Source organism: Ideonella azotifigens (genome assembly GCF_006519715.1).
Lineage (GTDB): Bacteria > Pseudomonadota > Gammaproteobacteria > Burkholderiales > Burkholderiaceae_C > Ideonella > Ideonella azotifigens.
In genome coordinates, this window is sequence record NZ_VIDT01000957.1 from 1 (window position 1) to 1,653 (window position 1,653).

2 protein-coding genes and 1 pseudogene are annotated in these 1,653 nt (G+C 68.2%); 2 read left to right on the forward strand and 1 reads right to left on the reverse strand.

Going from position 1 to position 1,653, the window contains the following annotated elements:
- Both FKP22_RS33065 and FKP22_RS29605 read left to right on the forward strand, forming a co-directional pair.
- Positions 1-1,077 (forward strand): annotated as a pseudogene (locus FKP22_RS33065) (hypothetical protein); the annotation flags it as partial.
- Between the two features lie 75 nt (positions 1,078-1,152).
- Complete coding sequence (locus FKP22_RS29605) at positions 1,153-1,386, forward strand: hypothetical protein (protein WP_141291792.1); 234 nt, start codon at positions 1,153-1,155, stop codon at positions 1,384-1,386.
- Between the two features lie 40 nt (positions 1,387-1,426).
- Here FKP22_RS29605 and FKP22_RS33590 read toward each other — a convergent pair.
- The coding region (locus FKP22_RS33590; protein WP_211361662.1) for a hypothetical protein at positions 1,427-1,653 on the reverse strand (227 nt) is incomplete at its 5' end.

Here is a 1,653-nt window from a genome sequence, read left to right on the forward strand (position 1 = left end):
GCCAGCGCCACCACCGCGAGCGAACCCGAAGCGGCCACGACCAACGCCTTCATCGAACGCGCCATGATGAGCCTGCTGCAGTGGAATGCCGTGCAGCAGTGGCACTGGGCCACCGGCTACGGGCTGGAAGGCAAGCAGAAGTGGTTCATTGGCGACTACGACGCCAACGCCAACACCTGGAAGGGCCGCGGCGAGGTGCGCGGCTGGCCGTTCAACACCGTGAGCGTGTTTTTCCTGGCGCCGCACATGCTCTACCAGGCCGACACCGACGCCACCGGCAAGGTCACGCGCGACCTGATCCACGCCTGGGAAACCCATAACGTGATCGGCTCCTACTACCGCACCAACGCCTGGTACCAGATGCAGATGTCCATCAACCCCGGCGCGCAAAGCGACTGGGTGAACTTCTCGATGGACTGGCCCTACCTGACCGGCTTCGACGAGCTGCTGACCGGCACGCTGGGCGGCGCCACACCAGCGCAGCAGGAACTCGGCAACGCCAGCACCGTGCGCCTGCTGCAGGCCCGCATCAAGAGCGCGCAGTTCGTCAACAACGCGATCCCGCTCTACGTGGCCAGCGACACCGGCAGCCTGATCAACAACCGCGGCCGCTACAGCCGGGCCCAGGCCATGAAGCACCTGGCGCCCAGCAACTTCATGGACCGCGCCACCGCCACCATGGGCACCGCCGGCTCGCCCTACGCGCCGCTGGACCGCTACCAGCCCGGCCTTTCGCTGAAGCTGCTCAACGGCGCGATCTCGCAGTTCAACACCTTGTATGCCAGCACCGACCCCGCGGCCTGGCGCCGCTGCGACCCCGCCAACACCGAGCTGGGCGAGCCCGAACCCACAGCAGGCTTCGCCTTCTGCGTGGACAAGGGCCGCACGCCGCTGGCCGCGATGGGCAACGGCCAGTACGCCGAGACCACCGATGCCTACGGCCGCGCGTCGCCTGAGCAGTTCCTGCAGTACGCGCTGTGGAAGGCCACGCAGATGGGCGCCGAGACCACACGCCTGCAGCGGCTGACGGACTGGACCTACCGCGTCTGGCCGGCACCGGCCTCACCCGCCCGGTAGGACCTGCTGCGGGGCATGCGCCTTGCCAAAGACAAAGCCTTCACGGCATTTGCCATCCACACGAGGAAGCTTCGCATGACCCAACGCAACTCCCCCACGCCTGGTGCACCGCAGCAGACCGGCGGCGGTGGCTACGGTTTCGACAACAGCATGCGGCACCGCCAGACGGAAGACGGCGAGACCATGGGCAGCCCTGCCGCGAACCCGCCGCGCCAGCAGCAAGTCGAAGCGGCACCCACTGCACCGGCCGAACAAGCGGGACTGACCGAGGCCGATGCACAGCCAGGCGGCGTCCCAAAAGCCAGCTGAACGCGCGGGCCCGGCATTTCAGGGCGCTGCCACCACTAGGTCACCCATGGGGCGACCGTGAAGCGGTGCTCGCGGTGCCGCTGGGGTCGGTCTTCGGCTGCTTCGGGTCGCAGCCGGACAGTGCAATCGCCATCAGCACCATGCGCCGCGACAGGCCATGGAACGCCGCGTGCTCTGCCCGATCCAGCGGCTCTCCGGCACGGCAATTCGTGCCGCAGCTTGTGCCGTCGCAGGCGCGAACTGCGGAGCGCCTGTCCCTCGCGACCA

Bases quoted from the DNA above. Each gene is read 5' to 3' on its own strand.
- FKP22_RS29605 (WP_141291792.1), top strand. From the start codon at position 1,153: ATGACCCAACGCAACTCCCCCACGCCTGGTGCACCGCAGCAGACCGGC.